This is a genomic window from Rhizobium sp. ZK1, from assembly GCF_047782645.1.
Lineage (GTDB): Bacteria > Pseudomonadota > Alphaproteobacteria > Rhizobiales > Rhizobiaceae > Rhizobium.
Window position 1 is genome coordinate 1,389,261 of sequence record NZ_CP180586.1, and the last position, 18,702, is coordinate 1,407,962.

The 18,702-nt window shown below is 59.6% G+C and carries 15 protein-coding genes; 13 read left to right on the forward strand and 2 right to left on the reverse strand.

The window, feature by feature from the left end; translation table 11 throughout:
• Positions 1-59: 59 nt before the first annotated feature.
• From ACK9YZ_RS07220 to exoR, 4 genes are all read left to right on the forward strand, one after another.
• Positions 60-2,903 (forward strand): valine--tRNA ligase, encoded by a 2,844-nt coding sequence (locus tag ACK9YZ_RS07220; protein ID WP_216757815.1) that lies wholly within the window; start codon positions 60-62, stop codon positions 2,901-2,903.
• Between the two features lie 390 nt (positions 2,904-3,293).
• Positions 3,294-4,574, forward strand: coding sequence for an outer membrane protein transport protein (locus ACK9YZ_RS07225; protein ID WP_416066133.1), 1,281 nt, complete (start codon positions 3,294-3,296; stop codon positions 4,572-4,574).
• Between the two features lie 229 nt (positions 4,575-4,803).
• Entirely contained in the window at positions 4,804-5,268 is a 465-nt protein-coding gene (locus ACK9YZ_RS07230) for a hypothetical protein (protein WP_416066134.1), read from the forward strand.
• A gap of 19 nt (positions 5,269-5,287) precedes the next feature.
• Positions 5,288-6,091 carry an exopolysaccharide production regulator ExoR gene (exoR, locus tag ACK9YZ_RS07235; protein ID WP_216757818.1) on the forward strand — a complete coding sequence of 268 codons (804 nt, stop codon included), beginning with the start codon at positions 5,288-5,290 and terminating at the stop codon, positions 6,089-6,091.
• 75 nt (positions 6,092-6,166) lie between these two features.
• Here exoR and xth read toward each other — a convergent pair whose 3' ends face one another.
• Together xth and erpA are read right to left on the reverse strand one after the other, a co-directional pair.
• Positions 6,167-6,958 carry an exodeoxyribonuclease III gene (gene xth / locus ACK9YZ_RS07240; RefSeq protein WP_216757819.1) on the reverse strand — a complete coding sequence of 264 codons (792 nt, stop codon included), beginning with the start codon at positions 6,956-6,958 and terminating at the stop codon, positions 6,167-6,169.
• A gap of 120 nt (positions 6,959-7,078) precedes the next feature.
• On the reverse strand, positions 7,079-7,411 hold the full coding sequence (gene erpA, locus ACK9YZ_RS07245; RefSeq protein ID WP_183729790.1) for an iron-sulfur cluster insertion protein ErpA: 333 nt from the start codon (positions 7,409-7,411) through the stop codon (positions 7,079-7,081).
• Positions 7,412-7,631: 220 nt separating this feature from the next.
• Here erpA and ACK9YZ_RS07250 point away from each other — a divergent pair, with 220 nt between their 5' ends.
• From ACK9YZ_RS07250 to tatC, 9 genes are all read left to right on the forward strand, one after another.
• Positions 7,632-8,849: a deoxyguanosinetriphosphate triphosphohydrolase gene (locus ACK9YZ_RS07250; protein ID WP_216757820.1), complete on the forward strand. Its 1,218-nt coding sequence runs from the start codon at positions 7,632-7,634 to the stop codon at positions 8,847-8,849.
• A 62-nt stretch (positions 8,850-8,911) separates the two neighbouring features.
• Positions 8,912-10,669, forward strand: a complete 1,758-nt coding sequence (gene argS / locus ACK9YZ_RS07255) for an arginine--tRNA ligase (RefSeq protein ID WP_416066135.1) — start codon at positions 8,912-8,914, stop codon at positions 10,667-10,669.
• Positions 10,670-10,730: 61 nt separating this feature from the next.
• Positions 10,731-14,036, forward strand: a complete 3,306-nt coding sequence (locus ACK9YZ_RS07260; RefSeq protein ID WP_416066136.1) for an SPOR domain-containing protein — start codon at positions 10,731-10,733, stop codon at positions 14,034-14,036.
• A 108-nt stretch (positions 14,037-14,144) separates the two neighbouring features.
• On the forward strand, positions 14,145-15,158 hold the full coding sequence (gene nagZ / locus ACK9YZ_RS07265) for a beta-N-acetylhexosaminidase (RefSeq protein WP_216757823.1): 1,014 nt from the start codon (positions 14,145-14,147) through the stop codon (positions 15,156-15,158).
• A gap of 25 nt (positions 15,159-15,183) precedes the next feature.
• On the forward strand, positions 15,184-16,044 hold the full coding sequence (locus ACK9YZ_RS07270) for a segregation and condensation protein A (protein WP_216757824.1): 861 nt from the start codon (positions 15,184-15,186) through the stop codon (positions 16,042-16,044).
• A gap of 20 nt (positions 16,045-16,064) precedes the next feature.
• Positions 16,065-16,748: an SMC-Scp complex subunit ScpB gene (scpB, locus tag ACK9YZ_RS07275; RefSeq protein WP_416066828.1), complete on the forward strand. Its 684-nt coding sequence runs from the start codon at positions 16,065-16,067 to the stop codon at positions 16,746-16,748.
• A 183-nt stretch (positions 16,749-16,931) separates the two neighbouring features.
• The gene (locus tag ACK9YZ_RS07280; RefSeq protein WP_132651313.1) at positions 16,932-17,123 is read left to right on the forward strand and encodes a twin-arginine translocase TatA/TatE family subunit; all 192 of its coding nucleotides are present in this window, start codon (positions 16,932-16,934) and stop codon (positions 17,121-17,123) included.
• Positions 17,124-17,174: 51 nt separating this feature from the next.
• Positions 17,175-17,801 carry a Sec-independent protein translocase protein TatB gene (tatB, locus tag ACK9YZ_RS07285; RefSeq protein ID WP_416066137.1) on the forward strand — a complete coding sequence of 209 codons (627 nt, stop codon included), beginning with the start codon at positions 17,175-17,177 and terminating at the stop codon, positions 17,799-17,801.
• Positions 17,798-18,625, forward strand: coding sequence for a twin-arginine translocase subunit TatC (tatC, locus tag ACK9YZ_RS07290; protein ID WP_216757827.1), 828 nt, complete (start codon positions 17,798-17,800; stop codon positions 18,623-18,625). The genes tatB and tatC overlap by 4 nt, the downstream gene beginning before the upstream one ends.
• Positions 18,626-18,702: the final 77 nt, after the last annotated feature.

Consider the following 18,702-nt stretch of genomic DNA (forward strand, 5'->3'; position numbering starts at 1 on the left):
TTGGCCGTAGCCATCCTATTTACAAAACGCCCATCCTCGAACCTCGAATTGGTCAGAAAATGCTCGAAAAGACCTACGATTCCGCCGCCGTCGAACCGAAAATCGCTGCGAAATGGGATGAGGCCGATGCCTTTCGCGCCGGCGTCAACGCAAAGCCGGGTGCTGACAGCTTCACCATCGTCATCCCGCCGCCGAATGTCACGGGCTCGCTGCACATGGGTCATGCGCTGAACAACACGCTGCAGGACGTCATGGTGCGGTTCGAGCGCATGCGCGGCAAGGATGTTCTCTGGCAGCCGGGCATGGACCATGCCGGCATCGCTACGCAGATGGTCGTCGAGCGCAAGCTGATGGAGCAGCAGCTTCCCGGCCGCCGCGATATGGGCCGCGACGCTTTCATCGAAAAGGTCTGGGAGTGGAAGGGCGAATCGGGTGGCCTGATCTTCAACCAGCTGAAGCGCCTAGGCGCCTCCTGCGATTGGTCGCGCGAGCGCTTCACCATGGATGAGGGCCTGTCGCAGGCCGTTCTCGAAGTCTTCGTCACGCTCTATAAGGAAGGCCTGATCTATCGCGACAAGCGTCTGGTCAACTGGGATCCGAAACTGCTGACGGCAATTTCCGACATCGAGGTCGAGCAGCACGAGATCAAGGGCAATCTGTGGTACCTGCGTTATCCGCTGGAGCCGGGCGTCACCTATCAGCATCCGGTTGCTTTCGATGAAGAGGGCAAACCGACCGAATGGGAGACCCGCGATTATCTGGTCGTCGCCACCACACGTCCGGAAACTATGCTCGGCGATACCGGCATTGCCGTCAATCCAGAGGACGAGCGCTATAAGGCGATCGTCGGCAAGCATGTCATCCTGCCGATCGTTGGCCGCCGCATCCCGATCGTTGCTGACAGCTACGCTGATCCGACTGCCGGCAGCGGCGCGGTCAAGGTTACACCGGCGCATGACTTCAACGACTTCGACGTCGGCAAGCGCACGGGCCTGCGTGTCATCAACATCATGAATGTCGACGGCACGATCACCATCAAGGACAACGAGGATTTCCTCGAAGGGCTCGACCATCCGGCGGCACTGCACGGCGCCTGGGATCGCCTCGAAGGGCAGGATCGTTTCCAGGCCCGCAAGATCATCGTCGAAATCTTCGAGGAAGCCGGCCTGCTCGACAAGATCGAGCCGCACAAGCACATGGTTCCGCATGGCGACCGCGGCGGCGTTCCGATCGAACCGCGCCTGACCGAGCAATGGTATGTCGATGCCAAGACGCTGGCTGAGCCGGCGATCGCCTCCGTTCGCGAAGGCCGCACCAATTTCGTGCCGAAGAACTGGGAAAAGACCTATTACGAGTGGATGGAAAACATCCAGCCGTGGTGCGTTTCGCGTCAGCTCTGGTGGGGTCATCAGATCCCTGCCTGGTACGGTCCGGACGGTCAGGTCTTCGTCGAGAAGACCGAGGAAGAGGCGCTGCAGGCTGCTATCCAGCATTATCTCTCGCACGAAGGCCCGATGAAGGCTTTCGTTCAGGACAAGCTGGAAAATTTCCAGCCCGGTGAGATCCTGACGCGCGACGAAGACGTGCTCGATACCTGGTTCTCTTCGGCCCTCTGGCCGTTCTCGACGCTCGGCTGGCCCGACAAGACGCCGGAACTGGCGCGCTACTATCCGACCAGCGTTCTCGTCACCGGCTTCGATATCATCTTCTTCTGGGTCGCCCGTATGATGATGATGTCGCTGCACTTCATGAAGGATGAGGACGACAATCCGGTCGAGCCGTTCCACACCGTTTATGTCCATGCCCTGGTGCGCGACAAGAACGGCCAGAAGATGTCGAAGTCCAAGGGCAATGTCATCGATCCGCTCGAACTGATCGACGAATATGGCGCGGACGCGCTGCGCTTCACGCTGGCGATCATGGCCGCGCAGGGTCGCGACGTGAAGCTCGATCCGGCCCGCATCGCCGGCTACCGCAATTTCGGCACCAAGCTCTGGAATGCCACGCGCTTTGCGGAAATGAATGGCGTGAAGAGCGATCCGCATTTCGTGCCGGAAGCCGCCGAACTGACGATCAATCGCTGGATCCTGACGGAACTTGCCCGCACGGAACGTGACGTGACGGAAGCTCTTGAATCCTACCGCTTCAACGATGCCGCCGGCGCGCTCTATCGTTTCGTCTGGAACCAGTTCTGCGATTGGTATCTCGAGCTTCTGAAGCCCGTCTTCAGCGGCGAAGATCAGGGCGCAAAGGCTGAAGCTCAGGCCTGCAGCGCCTATGTTCTGGAGGAGATCTACAAGCTGCTGCATCCCTTCATGCCCTTCATGACCGAGGAGTTGTGGGCGCATACGGCGGGTGAGGGCGCCGAACGCGACGGTCTGCTCTGCCATGCCGAATGGCCGGCGCCGGCTTACGCCGACAATGCTGCGGCCGATGAAATCAACTGGCTGATCGACCTCGTTTCGGGCATCCGCTCGGTCCGTTCGGAAATGAACGTGCCGCCGTCGGCAACCGCGCCGCTCGTCGTCGTTGGCGCCAACAGCCTGACGCGTGAACGGCTGTTCCGTCATGACGCCGCCATCAAACGCCTGGCCCGTGTCGAGGTCATTTCGCTGGCTGAAGCTGCACCGAAGGGTGCCGCTCAGATCGTCGTCGCAGAAGCGACCGCCTGCCTGCCGCTCGGCAATCTGATCGATCTTGCGGCGGAAAAGAGCCGCCTTGAGAAGGCGATTGCAAAGGCCGATGGCGAAATCGCGCGCATCGACGGCAAGCTCTCGAATGAGAAGTTCGTCGCCAATGCCAATCCGGAAGTGGTGGAAGCCGAGCGCGAACGCCACGCTGAGCTGACGGGCCAGATCGAGAGCCTGAGGACTGCTCTGGCGCGAGTTAGCGAAGCGGGATAATCGCGGCTAACGAGTATAATATTCCTGAAGGCGCGTTCCCCGTGAGCGCGCCTTTTGTGTTTTAAAAGTATGATGATTCGTAAGAAACACGCTTTTTTAACCCTTTGGCCTGTGGATATCACCCATTTGAGGGATGCTGAACGCGAAAACTGCCACTGTTGTCACTTAGATACAGCTCCCATCCCTCGTGGAATGGGAATCTAATAAACCCCTCAAGATTGACGGATAGAAGAATAGAATTTTATCTATCTAATTTTTTGACGTGCCCGTCAATTATTTACGTAAATTAGCCATAACGCAACTTCGCGTCGCAGCGGAGCGCTTCGTTGCGATTTATTAAGTTCACTAGCACAGTGTGATTACTTCAATTGCTTGAGTGGGGGAGACACAATGGCAGCGCGTATGTTTTCCAGGGGCGTAACATCGCTCATCATTGTTTCGGCACTCGCTTCGCCCTCCTTTGCGGGCGGTCTGGAGCGCGGTGGTTACAATATCGATCAGTTGTTCGATACGTCGCCTTTCTCGTTCCAGTCGGGCATTATCTATGTCACGCCCCAGCGCAAGCTGAAGAATGCTCGCGATACGGATACCTCGGTATCTCCAGGGGGCGGCAATCTGAACAGCCGTTCGAGCACAGCCGACGATACCGCGAATTATACGGTTCCTTATATTGGCTTCAAGGCCGGTTTCGGCGATGCGATCGACTGCCTTGTCGACTATTCTGAGCCCTTCGGTGGGCATTCCGATCCCGGTTTGAACTGGGCTGGCGCCAACAACAATATCGAGACGGAGATCAAAACCCGCAATTATGGCGGCACTTGCTCCTATCGCTTCGATGTCGGTCCGGGGCAGCTTCGCTTCATCGGCGGCGCCTTCTATCAGGAAGTCGAGGGCTTCAAGGAGCGTCTGGTTTCGACGGTTCCGCTTCTGGTTGGTACAGGTAATGGCATCGGTCGCCTCGATCTCGAAGACAATGGTTGGGGCTGGCGCGCTGGTCTCGCATACGAGATCCCGGAATATGCGATGCGCGCGAGCCTCGTCTATAACAGCCGCGTCAAATACGACAACCTAACGGGCACGGTAGATCTGACCCAGGTTACCGCACCTTTTGCGCCGCTGAATGCTGCGCCTTACGGACGCGTCACGCCCGTTTTCGGTTCCGCCGAAGCGCCGGATTCGCTGGAACTGAAGCTGCAGAGCGGTATCGCTCCGGATTGGCTCGCTTTCGGTTCGGTCAAGTGGACGAACTGGAGCATCCTGCAGTCCGTGCCCTTCTGCCCGACGTCGACAAAGGGCCTTGTCGCCTGCACCTCCGGCGGGGCGACGGAACTGACCTCGCTCGACCTCCTCTATCGTGACGGCTGGACCATCACGGGTGGTGTGGGCCACAAGTTCAACGACCAATGGGCAGGCGCGGTCAGCCTGACTTGGGACCGTGGCACCAGCCAGGGCTACGGCTCTCAGACCGATAGCTGGACGCTTGGCGTCGGCGCTGCATTCACGCCGACCGAGCATATCGAATGGCGCGTCGCCGGTGCTGTTGGCGTGCTGACAAGCGGTTCGTCGGGCGTTGTGACCCAGGATGGCGTCACGTTTGGAGATGATGTCTCCTATTCCTTTGGCAACGATCTGGTTGCCGCGCTGTCGACCAGCATAAAGGTCAAGTTTTAATCCTTGATTTGAAGAATTGAAGAGTCCGGCTCAGTCGGACTCTTCTTTATTTACCGCCGTTAATCATCCCATCTTCTCGTCCCGTTTTGTGACGATTCAGCAACACTTTTTTACGATGGTTCGCGTATGGTGTCGGCGGGGCGAATTTGTCCATTTCCCGCCACAAAGAGGGAGCAGCGATATTGGCGGGCGAGGAGATGGCAAGTGTAGGGTATGCGTAAGCAGTAGCATGGGTCGAATTTTTTCCGGTAACGCCAGACAGTACGATAGCAGCGGCGAGAAGCCAGCGGCAGCAGCCGTTTTGCTTTCCGTCAAAGGCATTTTCGGCCGGAAATCCGCACCTTCCGCAGTGTTGCAGATTCACGTCTTTCCATCATTTTCTGTCCCCCGGCATGAAGCTTCGTTCCCCAGGGAAGGGCGCGATACCGGTTTGGTCACATTTGCTGTTTACGAAGACGATGAAGGCGGACGGGTGGCGACCTGGATCGCAGACGAAGTACCGCAGGCATCACATGCGGGCCGTGCCGGAAGCCGGATGGTTTGCATGGATGTTCTGGTTTTGAATGAGGGGCATGGGGCTGGAAGCGACGCGGGTAAAGGGGCCTTGGAGCCCGCCGCGGGATCGCTCGCCTGGAAGGAATGCATCCGCGCGGGCAGAACGGCGAACAAGGCCGCCGCCAAGCGTCTGGGATGAACGAAAGAAACCGGTAAAGATGGTAACGTCCGAGTTCAGATTGTTCAAATTCATGCTGCTCAGCATGTCGATGGCCGTTTCCCTGGCTTTAGCCTGTCCGGTCCTGGCATTCGACATCAAGACGGGCGTTACGAAAGAATCAGGCCCCTTCGATCTCTTCAAATTCGGTTTCAAAGCGTACAAGAACGGTCAGAAGGAAGAGGCTGTCGAAGCCTATAAATATGCCGCCGAAAAGGGCCACACCGGTTCGCGCTGGGCGCTCGCCAACATGTATGCCGACGGCGACGGCGTGGCGCAGGATGATTTCGAAGCCTTCAAGATCTATAGCGAGATCGCACAGCAGGGCGTGGAACCTGGTTCGGAGGATACCGGCTTCTTCATCAACGCACTGCTGTCGCTTGCCAGCTATTACAAGCACGGAATTGCCGGCAGCCCGGTGAAGATCGATCTCAATCAGGCCCGCCAGCTCTATTTCCAGGTCGCTTCCACCTTCGGTGTTCCCGAGGCGCAGTTCCAGCTTGCGCAGATGATGCTCGCAGGCGAGGGCGGCAGCGCCAATCTCAATCAGGCCAAGAAATGGCTCAATCAGGCCCGCAAGAGCGGCCACCCGGGCGCCATGTCGGTCTTCGGCAACATCCTTTTCGATGAAGGCCAGTCTGCCCGCGGTCTGGCGCTGATGACGGCGGCTCTCGACCGCTGCAAGCCGAAGGATTGCAGCTGGATGCAGTCGCTGCAGGAAGATGCTTTCTCGATCGCCAGCGAGGCGGATCGGCGCGCGGCCGTATCCCTGTCGCATACGATTGCGACCGGCTCGGACGACTGAGCTTTCGAGCAATTCCAGCAAAAGTGCGCAGCGATTTTGCGACCGGAATCGCGTAAAACGGAAATGCTTTAAAGCTCAGGCAGCAAACTCGAAGTAAGCCACGACAGGCACGTGGTCGGACGGCTTTTCCCAGGCGCGCACATGCTTTTCGATCGCCGCCGACGTCATGCAGTCGGCTGCTTCCGGCGACAGCATCAGATGGTCGATGCGGATGCCGTTGTTCTTCGGCCAGGCGCCGGCCTGATAATCCCAGAAGGAATAGAGCGCTGTCGCATCGGTTGCCGAGCGCACTGCATCGACGAGACCCAGATTTTCCAGTCGGCGGAAGGATTCGCGCGTTTGCGGCAGGAAAAGCGCATCGCTCGCCCAGACCTTCGGGTCAAAGCAGTCATGTGGCTCGGGAATGACGTTGTAGTCGCCTGCGAGAATGAAGATTTCCTCGAATTCGAGGCGTTCAGCCGCGAATTTGCGCAGACGCTCCATCCAGGCCAGTTTGTAGGGGTATTTTTCCGTTTCCGGCGGGTTGCCGTTCGGCAGGTAGAGGCAGCAGACGCGCGCCACCTTGTTGCCGGGCAGCGAGAACACGGCTTCGAGGAAACGCGCCTGCTCATCGAGTGGATCACCTGGCAGGCCACGATTGACTTCGGAAGGCGAGCTCTTGGAAAGAATGGCGACGCCGTTGAAGCCTTTCTGCCCATGCGTTTCGACATGGTAGCCAAGCGCCTCGATTTCCAGCCGCGGGAAGCCTTCATCGACGGTCTTTATTTCCTGCAGGCAGACGATATCAGGGCCGGAATCCTTCAACCACTGTGTCAGGTTGTCGATGCGCGCCTTGACGCCGTTGATGTTCCAGGTCGCGATCTTCATGGCTTGCATCCTAGCTCCGTGTGAGCGTTCTTTTATCGCGCTCCGGCGCCGGCGGACAAGACAGGAAACCGACCGAAGGAAAATCTCCGGCCGGTTATATGTGGAAAGCAAGTTGTCGGATCAGATCGCGAAGCTGGTGCCGCAACCGCAGCTTGCCACCGCGTTCGGGTTGTTGATCTGGAAGGACTGGCCGAGCAGGTTGTCGACGAAATCGATTTCGGAGCCGGCCATATAAACCAGCGAGAGACTGTCGATCAGCACTTTGGCATTGTTCTTCTCGACGACGATGTCGTCGTCAGCGGCAGCATCCACAAGATCGAACTTGTAAGAAAAGCCCGAACAGCCGCCGCCCTCGACGGAGACGCGCAGCGCGCTCTTGCCGGGATCGCTGCCGACAATAGCGGCAATACGCTTTGCCGCGGCATCGGAAAGGGTTACATTTGCTTCAGTCATTATTCCTCCTGCCGGGGTCAAGATCCGGAGAGAACCCATTTTAGACGTTTGATGTTCAAACGCATGATATCAAAGAAACTTATCATGATCTTCCCATAAAGGACAGGATCTGGCGAAGCGGTCGACAAAGCGCCTCTTTGCCGTTTCTGTAAGCTATAGGTATGAAGAGCGGAAAGCGGCGTCAATGGGCAGAGCCGCAACGCATTGGTGATGGTGAAGAATGAGCTTCGACAGGCATACATTGGGTTTCGGTTATGGCGAACGGGCGGTCTATGCGGCAGATCCATGGAACTCGCGCGGGCGCCTCTATCCAGAGAGCGGCAGCCCGACGCGCTCCGATTTTCAGCGAGACCGCGACCGCATTGTCCATACGACGGCCTTTCGCCGGCTGAAGCATAAGACACAGGTTTTCATCGCTCAGGACGGCGACCATTACCGCACACGCCTGACGCATACGATCGAGGTGGCGCAGATCGCCCGCGCGCTTGCCCGCGCCCTGAAGGCCGATGAGGACTTGGCCGAGGGGGTGGCGCTCGTCCACGATTTCGGCCACACGCCCTTCGGCCATACCGGCGAGGATGCGCTGCATGAAGAACTGCTGCCCTATGGCGGCTTCGACCACAATGCCCAATCCTTGCGCATCGTTACCAAACTCGAGCGGCGTTATGCCGAATTCGACGGCATCAACCTGACCTGGGAAAGTCTGGAGGGTCTCGTCAAGCATAACGGCCCGCTGCTGACGGCCGATGGCGTTGGCACGCGCGGACCGGTGCCGCAGCCGATTCTCGACTATTGCGAGTTGCACGATCTCGAGCTTGCGAGCTATGCAAGCCTCGAAGCCCAGGTCGCCGCCATCGCCGATGACATCGCCTACAACACGCATGACATCGATGACGGCCTGCGCTCGGGTTATCTGAGTTTCGAGATGCTGGAGGAAATTCCGTTCCTCGCCGGGCTGATGGCCGAGGTGAGAGAACGCTACCCGCATCTGGAGCCGAGCCGTTTCACGCATGAAATCATGCGCCGTCAGATCACGCGCATGGTCGAGGACGTCATCGGCGTGGCGCAGAAACGCCTCGCAGAGCTGAAACCGCAGAGCGCCGATGATATCCGCAAAGCGGATCATGTGATGGCAACATTTTCGGACGAGATGGCCGAAACAGACAGGCAGATCAAGGCGATGCTCTTCAAGCGCATCTACCGGAATCCCGACATCATGCGCATCCGCGCCGGTGCCGCCCAGATCGTCAAGGATCTCTTCGGCGCCTACATGGCCAATCCCAAGGAGATGCAGAGCCATTATTGGGTAGACCATATCGCCGGTCTCTCCGATGCGCCGAAAGCCCGCCATGTCGGCGATTACCTTGCCGGCATGACGGACACTTATGCCATCAGTGCCCACAGGCGATTGTTTGACCACACTCCGGATTTGCGATAGGCAGCGGGCGCCCGGCAGCCGCCGGCAATCCTATTGGCACAGCCTGTGCATGGAAGAGTGCGATGAACCTTTTTACCGATTTTGAAGCCAGGATTAAAAACGCCCTTGAGCAGCTCGATCTGGTCAAGGAAAAGCGATCCGAGCTCGATTTCGGTCGTATCGCCGTCGAGCCGCCGCGTGATGCGAGCCACGGCGATGTGGCGACCAACGCTGCCATGGTGCTTGCCAAGCCGCTCGGCACCAATCCGCGTGCACTGGCCGAAATCATCATCGCCAAGCTGCAGGAAGATGCCGACGTCGCCGAAGTTTCGGTCGCCGGTCCGGGCTTTATCAACCTCAGGCTTTCCGTCGGTTACTGGCAGCGCCTGCTTGGCGCGATGATCCAGTCGGGCACCAGGTACGGCCGTTCCGGTCTGGGGCAGGGCCGCAAGGTCAATGTCGAATATGTCTCGGCCAATCCGACCGGCCCGATGCATGTCGGCCATTGCCGCGGCGCTGTTGTCGGCGATGCGCTGGCGAACCTGCTCGCCTTTGCCGGTTACGATGTCGTCAAGGAATATTACATCAACGACGCGGGCTCGCAGATCGATGTGCTCGCGCGGTCCGTCTTCCTGCGCTACCGCGAGGCGCTCGGCGAGAAGATCGGCGAGATCCCGTCCGGCCTCTATCCGGGAGACTATCTGGTCCCGGTCGGGGAATCGCTTGCTGCCGAATATGGCGTGCGTCTGCACAATATGCCGGAAGAGCAGTGGATGCCGATCGTCAAGGATCGCGCCATCGAGATGATGATGGCGATGATCCGTGAGGATCTGGCCGCGCTCAACGTCCATCACGACATCTTCTTCTCGGAGCGCACGTTGCATGCCAATGGCGCAGCCGCGATCCGCACCGCCATCAACGACCTGACCTTCAAGGGTTATGTCTACAAGGGTACGCTGCCGCCGCCGAAGGGTCAGCTTCTCGAAGACTGGGAGGACCGCGAACAGACGCTCTTCCGCTCGACCGAAGTCGGGGACGATATCGACCGTGCGCTCATCAAGTCGGACGGCTCCTATACCTATTTCGCCGCCGACGTCGCCTACTTCAAGAACAAGTTCGACCGCGGCTTCGACGAGATGATCTATGTGCTCGGCGCCGATCATGGCGGCTACGTGAAGCGTCTCGAGGCGGTCGCACGCGGCGTTTCGGACGGCAAGGCGAAGCTGACGGTGCTGCTCTGCCAGCTCGTGAAGCTGTTCCGCGACGGCGAACCGGTGAAGATGTCCAAGCGCTCGGGCGATTTTGTCACATTGCGCGATGTGGTGGAGGAGGTCGGACGTGATTCGGTCCGCTTCATGATGCTTTACCGCAAGAATTCCGAGCCATTGGACTTCGATTTCGCAAAAGTAACGGAGCAATCCAAAGATAATCCGGTCTTTTACGTGCAGTATGCGCATGCCCGCTGCATGTCGGTCTTCCGGCAGGCGAAGGAAGCCTTCCCGGATCTTGCTCCGACGCCTGAGATTTTGGCGCAATCCGTTGCAGGCATTAGCGATTCCGCCGAATTGCAGCTGATTGCCAAGGCCGCGGAATTCCCGCGAATCGTTGAAAGTGCAGCCCAGTCTCAAGAGCCGCATCGCATCGCTTTTTACCTCTATGATCTTGCCAGCGCTTTCCACGCGCACTGGAACAAAGGTAAAGATCAGACTGAATTACGATTTGTTAACGATAAGAACCGAGAATCGAGTATTGCCAGACTTGGGTTGGTGTACGCCGTCGCGTCGGTTTTGAAGTCGGGACTTGCCATTACAGGCACTGCCGCACCGGACGAGATGCGATAACGTCACCATTTCCCCACAATGCGCTGGCATTGAAGTGTTTGCGTTTTTGAGTGGGATGGGCATGGCTGATAAACGACTTGCGTATGACACGCGCGGTAAAGACGATATGTTTGCCGACGATGATCCGTTGGCTGAACTTGCTCGTATCGTCGGCTTTGAACCCCGAATTGCGGCCAATACTGTAGACGAACCTCAGCGGCAGGAGCCGGTTCTCAATCTCGAGGACGAGCTTCTCCGCGAGTTCGAGAGCTATGATGCGCCGCGTCCCCTGGCTGCCTCCGATCATCAGGTGGGGCCAGTCGCTCAACAACAAGTCGAAGCCGACGACTATGTCGAGCCGGTTCAGGAGGACGTTCCCTCGATTGGTGAGGAACTTGTTCCGACGGTCGTGTCCGATTTCGAGGCGCCTGTTGTCGAGCCGGAGTTCCCGGAAGCAACTGCCGTTGCTCCCGAAGTGGCTGCTCCCGAACCGGTGGCGGTCAATCGGGAGGCACCTGGCGCTGACGATTGGGCTCCTGTTTCGACGAAGCCCGTTGCCGTTTCTGCCGATCCTCCGTCCACATTTACGACATATGGCGGCGCCCGTGATCTGATCGAAGAGCTGGAGCTCTCCATCGGCGGCGCCCTTCCTGCCGCTCCGTCCATTCAGCCGCCGGCGAAGGCGCCGCAATGGTCGGCCGCCAGCATTCGACTGCCGATCGCCAATTTCCACGCGCCGCGTCGCGAGGAACCGGTTCTCACCGAGTTGGCCATCGAGGCGCCCGTTGTTGAGCCGGCTCCCGTGGAAGCCTTTGCTGCCGAACCTGAATTTGTTGCCGAACCGGTGTCCACGGTCGAACCCGAAGTGGCTGTGCCTGATGTCGCCGAAGAGCCTCTGCCGGTCGCCGCCGTTGAAGCTGCGGATTTCGAGCCGGTTACCGCATCCTTCGGTTTTCCGGCAGAGATCGATCGCCACGAAGACGTTGCCCTTCCTAAAGAGCCCGTCGCGTCGTTCGAAGATATTGCTGCCTTTGAAGAGCCTGTTGAGCCCGCTAACTCCGGTTTCGACCTGATCGCGGCTGCAGCCGAAGGCGATGTCCATCCCGATGCTGCGCTCACCGAAGCGTTGCCGGAGCCCGCCTTCGATGCGGAAACCTTTGATCTCGACGATCTGCTGGCTGATGTCTCCCGTTATCCGGTACCGCAGCGCGCTGCATCGTCCGTTGCGTCTGAGCCTGTCGCCGCTGCACTCGAGCCTGTCGTTGCGTCGCCGGTACCGCAACCAGCGCCGGTTCCTGCTGTTCCTGTTTTCGAGGCGCCCGTCTTCGAGGCGCCGGTATTCGATACGCCCTTGTTCGCAGCGCCCGTTGCTCGCGCATCCGTGCAGCCAACGGTGATTGCACCTGTGCCGATGAGCCGTGCGACGCCCGTCCTTCGTCAGCCCGAAGCGCCGAAGCCGGTCGTTCGGGCTCCGGTGGAGCCGGTCTCGCAGCCTATCGCACCCGCGCCTGGTGTCGCGCGCCAGCCGGAACTGGAGGCTGAAGATCCTTTTGCCGGCCACGATTTCGAGCTGGATCTCGCCGGTATCGAACTGGAGCTCGCCGATCTCGACTTCGCCGAGCCGCAGTCGAAGCCTGAACCCGAACCCGTACGAGTTGCGCCTGTCATTACAGCACAGCCTGCGCCGCGTACGCAGCCGGCACCGGTTTTCGTGCCTGAGCCGCAGCCTGCTCCGGTCAGCTATGCCAAGCCGGCACCGGCAAGTGAATCCACCGACGATCTGCCCTTCGATCCGTCGATGATCTCCGATCCGGAAGATCGTCCTGAGACGGTCGAGGACATGCATGTTCCGACGCTGCCGCCTGTCGAGCATCCGGAACCGGTCGCCAAGACCGCCGACTTCGATTTCGATCTCGATGCCGAGATCGCAAGCTTCTTCGAGCCCGCCAAGCGGCAGGAGAAAGCACCGGTTGCCCCGGCTTGGGCATCCCCGGTCACCGCTGCAACGGCCACTGCTGTGGCCAAGCCTGCGAACTCCGTCTTTGCCGACGGGCTTGATGATTTCGAGCGCGCGCTGGAAGAGGATTTCCGCCGCAGTGTGCGCGAGCCGGTCGAGCGCCGCGAGAATGTTTCCGAAGTCCATATCGAATCCGCAAGCCAGACCGCGGATTTCAACCGCGCCCGCTCCATGCGCCGGCTGTTGGCTGCAGCAGCCATGCTGGTCGTTTTTGCCGGCGGCGCATATGGGGTCTACACTTGGGTTTCCAACGGTCCCGGCCTTGGCATCGTCAGCTCCGGCGAGCCGCGCGTCATAACCGCCGACAAGGATCCGGTGAAGGTCGTTCCCGAAAATCCGGGCGGCAAGACCGTGCCGAACCAGGACAAGGCTGTCTATGACCGGGTCGCAGGTGCTGCCGAAGAGCCGAAGCAGAAGGCGCTTGTTTCCTCCGATGAGGCGCCGGTCGATGTCGTTCAGCGCACGTTGACGCCGGAAGTTTCGCCCGATGACAATGAAGGTAGTGCCGATCAGGTCATGCCGACCGCCGTCGGCGAAACGCAGGATCCGCGCCTGCTGCCCGATCACGACAACACTGTGAATGCCTCCGCTTCCGACGACGATGCGGTACCGTCCGTTTCGCCTCGCAAGGTCCGCACGATGATCGTCAAGCCAGACGGCACGCTCGTCGCTCGCGAAGAGCTCGCGCCTGTCGAGCAATCCGCGCCGGCCAATGACGTGGCGGCGGCAACCCCTGCAACCCAACCGGCTGCGACGCCATCTGCTGCAAGTTTCCCGGCAAGCGCCGGCAATCAGGTCGCTTCCGCAGCAATTCCGCCTGTCGGAACTGCGCCTGCTGCTCAGGCTACGGCAAAGGTGGCTGAGGTGAATGCCGCCAACCAAAATCAGGTTGATCCGCCGGTTCGTGCAGTGAAGACGACGCCGATTGCCGACGCTGCCTCTGCCGTGGCGACCGACACGGCGCCTGTCCCCACCGCCCGCCCGGCCGAGCAGCCGGTCAATGTCGTCGGCACGGTAACCGAGAACGGCAATATTCGCCCGACGGCTCAGCAGAAGCCGACGCAGGTCGCTTCTGCACCGGCAGCAGCCGCTGCCCAGCCGGCACAGCAGGCTCCGGCCGCTGCAAGTGGTGGCTACGGTATCCAGATCGCATCGCTGCCGTCAGAGGATGAGGCGAAGAAGTCCTACGCCAGCCTGTCGAAAAAGTTCGCAGGTGTGCTCGGTGGCCGCGCCTACGAAATCCGTAAGGCAGATATCGCCGGCAAAGGTACTTTCTACCGCGTCCGCATCCCGGCCGGCTCGAAGGACGAAGCTGCCGCCCTTTGCGAGCAGTATCGCTCCGCCGGCGGAAGCTGCCTCATCTCGCGCTGAGCTTTCTGAATAATTTTATCGGAACGGCGGGCTTGTCCCGCCGTTCTTTTTTGTGGGATTGCGCTTGACCTTGCTCGCAATTCGCGGAGCGGCCCTTATGATTCGAATATGACCGAATCAAAAGCGATGATCCTCGGCTGCAGCGGCCTCAAGCTGACCGACGAAGAGAAGGCCTTCTACAAGGCTGAACGCCCTTGGGGCTTTATCCTCTTCGGGCGGAACATTTCCGAAGCCCGGCAGATCAGTGATCTCGTTGGCGAGCTGCGTGAATGCGTCGGCTGGCATGCGCCTGTGCTGATCGATCAGGAGGGCGGTCGCGTTCAGCGCATCCGTCCGCCGATCCTGCAGCACTATCCGCCGGGACAGGCGCTTGGCGATCTCTATCGCCGCGACCGCGCGCTTGGGCTGCGCGCCGCCTGGCTGATGTCGCGCCTGCATGCCTTCGATCTCCAGAGGTTCGGCATCAATGTCGATTGCCTGCCGGTGCTGGACGTGCCCATCGAAGGCAGCAGCAACGTCATCGGCAACAGAGCCTATGGCGGCGATCCCGTCACTGTCACGGAAATGGGCCGGGCTGCTTGCGAGGGGTTGAAGGCTGGTGGTTTGCTGCCGGTCATGAAGCACATGCCGGGCCATGGGCGCGGCTTTGCAGATTCGCATCTGGAGCTGCCGGTCGTCACGGTATCGCGCGAAGAACTGCAAGTTCACGACTTCCCGCCCTTTATCGCCATGAAGGATGAGTTGATGGCCATGACCTGCCATCTCGTCTTCACGGCAATCGATCCGCACAATCCGGCCACCACCTCCCGCAAGGTGATCGACCAGGTCATCCGCACTGAGATCGGCTTTAAGGGCTTGCTGCTGTCGGACGATAGCTCGATGAATGCGCTTTCCGGCACGATCGGCGAACGGGCGGCGAATATTATTGCGGGCGGTTGCGATATCGTGCTGCATTGCAATGGCCATATGGACGAGATGCTTCAGGTCGTGGCAAATGTTCCGCCGCTGGCAGGTCTTGCGCGAGAGAGAGCACGGCTGGTTGAGGACGGCTTCCCGACCGCCGATGCTGTAGACGAGGCGACGATAAGGGCGGAATTCGACGCCATGTTTGCGACGGCTTGAGAAGGGGCCGGAAAGGCAGGGTAGGGTGAACACGATCAAGGGCACGGAACGGTCCCAAGCGGCTTCAACGCCGATGGACAAGCTGTGGCAGGAGAACGGTTCGGAACGCGCCACCCATGAGCCGGCGCTGGTGATCGATGTCGCCGGCTTCGAAGGTCCGCTTGATCTTCTGCTCTACCTTGCCCGCAACCAGAAGGTCGACCTGTCGCGTATTTCGGTTCTGGCCCTTGCCGAACAATATCTGCAGTTCGTCGAAAGCGCACGGCGTATCCGCATCGAGCTTGCCGCTGACTATCTCGTCATGGCGGCCTGGCTTGCCTATCTGAAGTCGCGATTGCTGATCCCGCAGCAGATCAAGGACGACGGTCCCTCGGGTGAGGAAATGGCCGCAACGCTTGCTTTTCGCCTGAAGCGGCTGGAGGCCATGCGTCAGGTTGCCGATGGTCTCGTCAACCGCAACCGGCTCGGTCGCGATATCTTCGCCCGCGGCGCGCCGGAGCATATCCCGGATCGCCAGCAGTCCGCCTACGACGCCAATCTCTACGACCTTTTGAGCGCTTATGCGGCCTTGCGTCAGCGCCATGCGATCACTCAGGTAACAATCGAGCGCCGAAATGTCTGGTCGTTGACCGATGCTCGTGAACTGTTGACCCAGATGATCGGCGATATCGTCGACTGGACGGCGCTCGAGCAATATCTGCTGCGCTACCTCGCTAGTCCCGCCGAACGCGTCACTGCCGTCGCCAGTGCCTTTGCCGCCTCGCTGGAGCTGGTGCGCGAGGGCAAGCTCGAAATACGCCAGGATGGCGCTTTTCAGCCGATCTACATGCGCCGCGGCCCGAAACATGCCACACTGCAGGTGGTCGAACAGGAGCAGTCGGATTGATCGATGCGGAAGACGATGACATGGAAGGCGAGGGCGCTTCCCGCGATCTGCAGGCCGAGATCGAAGCGGAGCGCATAGCCGAAGCGCTGGTTTTCGCATCCGCCCAGCCAGTATCCGAAGGTTTCATCATCGAACGCCTGCCGAAGGGGTTTGATGCGCACGAGATCATGCTGCGCCTGAAGGAGCAGTATGCGCCGCGCGGCGTCAATCTCGTGCAGATCGACAGCGCCTGGGCCTTCCGCACCGCCGCCGATCTTTCCTTCGTCATCCGCCGCGACGAGAACGAGGTCAAGAAGCTCTCCCGCGCTGCGCTGGAAGTGCTGGCGATCATTGCCTATCACCAACCGGTGACGCGTGCCGAGATCGAGGATATCAGAGGTGTGCAGACCTCGCGCGGTACGCTTGATGTACTGATGGAGGCGGGTTGGGTACGTTTCCGCGGCCGCCGTCGCACACCAGGCCGGCCGGTGACGCTCGGCACGACGCGGGATTTCCTCGATCATTTCGGCCTTGAGGAATTGCGCGACCTGCCTGGTCTTGAAGAACTGAAGGGCGCCGGCCTGTTGTCCGGCCGGATACCCGCCAATTTCAACATTCCATCGCCCCTCATGAACGACGAACTGACCGACGACGAGGATCCAATTACACAACTGGACCTTGAAGAGCTTGGACTGCTCGCCCCGGGTGGCGCCTCCGAGGAATGATGAAGGTTGGTCTTGCTTTTGCCACGCCCTCGCAAAACAATGTCGATCACAACTTTTCGATGGATGAATGGCTTGTCACAAAGGCCGATACCGTGACATTAAGCTCAGTCCAGAAGGATTGATGTTGGAAACCGGATCGGAAATTCTTACATCGAGGGAATACCGAAACAGGGAGTATGCGTAATGGGTTCTTTTAGCATGTGGCACTGGTTGATCGTTCTGGTCATCGTGCTTTTGTTGTTCGGTCGCGGCAAGATCCCGGAACTGATGGGCGACGTTGCCAAGGGCATCAAGAGCTTCAAGAAGGGCATGAACGACGAAGACGCGCCTGAAACCGCAAAGACCGTCGATCACAAGGCCGACGAAACGAAATAACCACGTACGGGAAGAGGCGCAGCCCCCGCGCCGCCCGTTCAGGAGCCTTGCATGTTCGATATTGGCTGGACCGAACTCTTGGTTATCGCGGTCGTTCTGATCGTGGTTGTCGGTCCGAAGGATCTGCCGCCGATGCTGCGCGCTTTCGGCAAGATGACGGCACGTGCCCGCAAAGTGGCGGGCGATTTCCGCGCTCAATTCGATGAAGCGTTGCGCGAAGCCGAACTTGACGATGTGCGCCGCACGATCAGCGACGCCCAGAGGCTGAACCCGGTCAACAGTCTGCGGGAGGCGATGAACCCGCTGCGCCAGATGGGCAACGAGATCAAGTCCGATCTGCAGAACGCGACGAAGGTTGACAAGCCGGTCGAGCAGGGCGCTGAAAAGAAGACGGAAGTGCCGCTTGCGGAAGTCTCTGCACCGGCGCCGTCCCTGAGCTTGCCGGAAACGCCGCCAGTCGTTCCCGCGCCGCAGCCGGTTGCCGCCGCAGCCGTTGCGCCGGTCGTCGCTGCTGAAAAGCCGAAGACGGCGCGCAAGCCGAGGGTGAAGGCAGCAGACAAGGCCGATGCGGTGGCCCTTGTTGCCGCACCTATCGAAAAACCGAAGCGCGCTGCTGCAACGAAGAAGCCGACCGAGGTCAAGAAGCCGGCCGTAAGAAGAAAGAAGGATGAGGCATGAGCGGTGATATCGAAGACAAGCCGCAGCCGTTGATCGAGCACCTGATGGAGCTGCGTAAGCGGCTTATCTGGTCGATCGGGGCGTTCTTCATCGCCTTCATCGCGTGCTTCATTTTCGCCAAGCACATCTTTAATTATCTCGTCTTTCCCTACAAGCTTGCCGTCAGTTGGGCTCACCTCGATGTCGAGAAAGCGCAGCTCATCTACACCGCGCCGCAGGAGTTCTTCTTCACGCAGGTCAAGGTTGCCATGTTCGGCGGTCTTGTGATCGCCTTCCCGATCATCGCAGCACAGATCTACAAGTTCGTCGCTCCCGGCCTCTACAAGAACGAGCGCCAGGCCTTCCTGCCGTTCCTGATCGCATCGCCGATCCTGTTTCTCCTGGGCGCCGCGCTGGTCTATTTCTTCTTCACGCCGATGGTCATGTGGTTTTTCCTGTCGATGCAGCAGGCGCCGGGCCATGACGAAGTGGCGATCTCGCTCCTGCCGAAGGTCTCCGAATATCTGAGCCTCATCATGACGCTGGTCTTCTCCTTCGGTCTCGTCTTCCAGCTTCCCGTCATCACCACGCTGCTCGCCCGCGTCGGTCTTCTCACATCACAATGGCTCGTTGAGAAGCGCAAGTTCGCGATCGTGCTCGCCTTCGTCGTGGCTGCGGTCCTGACGCCGCCCGATCCGATGTCCCAGATCGGTCTTGCGCTGCCGACGATCCTTCTCTACGAGATTTCCATCTACGCGGCACGACTCGTGGAGCGTCAGCGTTCCAAACAGGCGCTTGAAGAGACCAGTGAATCCTCCGATGTCGCCAAGACGGACAGCGTCTGAGCGCATCAGGACATTTCTCTGAGTTCTGCCGTTTCCCATCCGGTCGGGGTTTCCTCCGACCGGTTCATTTCTGTTGA